This is a genomic window from Hoylesella enoeca JCM 12259 (genome assembly GCF_000613405.1).
GTDB classification, from domain to species: Bacteria; Bacteroidota; Bacteroidia; order Bacteroidales; family Bacteroidaceae; genus Prevotella; species Prevotella enoeca.
Map to the genome: position 1 here is coordinate 1 of NZ_BAIX01000106.1, position 1,263 is coordinate 1,263.

At 44.5% G+C, this 1,263-nt stretch carries 1 protein-coding gene; it reads right to left on the reverse strand.

The window, feature by feature from the left end:
* Positions 1 to 1,034, reverse strand: a 1,034-nt coding sequence (locus tag JCM12259_RS12785) for a phage integrase SAM-like domain-containing protein (protein ID WP_025066729.1), incomplete at its 3' end; no start/stop codon positions are given.
* Between the last annotated feature and the right edge of the window lie 229 nt (positions 1,035 to 1,263).

The following is a 1,263-nucleotide window of genomic DNA, read 5'->3' on the forward strand; positions in this document are numbered from 1 at the left end:
GTAAAGGGAAAAGAAATACCGGCCCGTAATCGCAAGGCTTTAAGACAGGACTGATAAGTGGGATATTTGATATGGGGGAGCAGTGTTTCCCTTTCATCGCTGTGCATTTTCTCAATTAATCGAACTGCTCCCGGCAACAGTTTGATACGACAAAGCACACCCGTCTTTTGTCTGTTGAACTTCAACCACAAACTACCTGCATCATCACGGACAAGGTGCTTCTTGCTTAGCTCCATCAAATCACAATAGGCTGCACCGATATAACAGGCGAAGAGAAACACATCACGAGCAGTTTCCATTTCTTTTTCCAATTCATCAAAGCGGAGTGCCTTCAACTTGTCCAATGCTTCTTGGTCAAGAGCTTTAGGTGCTTTCTTGTCTCCTCGTTCTATATGTACTTTATCAAACAGAAGCGTATCAGCCAGCCCCTCACGATAAGCCAGCCTGCAGACGGTCTTCAAATCCGCAGCAACTCTGAAGAATGTGCTTTGCTGATGACCGAGTTCACCGAGACAGAACGTCTGCAATTCGTAGATGAAGTTTTCTGTCAACAGTGAGAAAGCCAAGTCCGAAATATGGTATTTCTTCTGAATGAACTCCTGCAATCGCTTTCGAGTGGAATGATAAGCACACATAGACTCTTCCTTGATGTCTATACCGATATGGTTTTCTTTCTCCTTGATAAGCATATCCAATCTCTCGATGAGCCTGCATCTTGCCTGTACGCTGCCTTGAAACAGCTCCTTTACATCGGTTGCATCAAATGGCTGCCCTTTGGCAATCAACGACTGATAGGCAGATTGAATGGAAAGCAACAAATTCTCCAATCTCCCATTTACCTCCACCGCCTCGCGGCTCTTGCCGTCCATCCTGCTCTCACGAGGATTCCACAAGTCGGGATTGCAGGAAAGTTTACAACTGAACTGGGCAATGGAGCGCCCAATGGTAATACGCCCCATAATCGGAGCCTTGCCCGACTTGTCCAAACCGCTCTTTTTAAGGTAGAGCAACACCTTCATCTTCTCTGTTTTCATACGCTTTAATATTTGTGGGCAAAATTACCCGAATTAAAGCGTTCCTCACTTACGCAGAAAACTGCCGACCGAAGCAATAGCCACACGAACGATAATAATTCAGTTACCTATTTCTTCTCCATCGTTACCAACATCAAAACAAGGTAACACTCTGGTAACTGAACTTCTGCCTAAATCTGCATATTTCTGCCCTTTACAAATAGAGCAGTATTATGCTGATTTATGTATT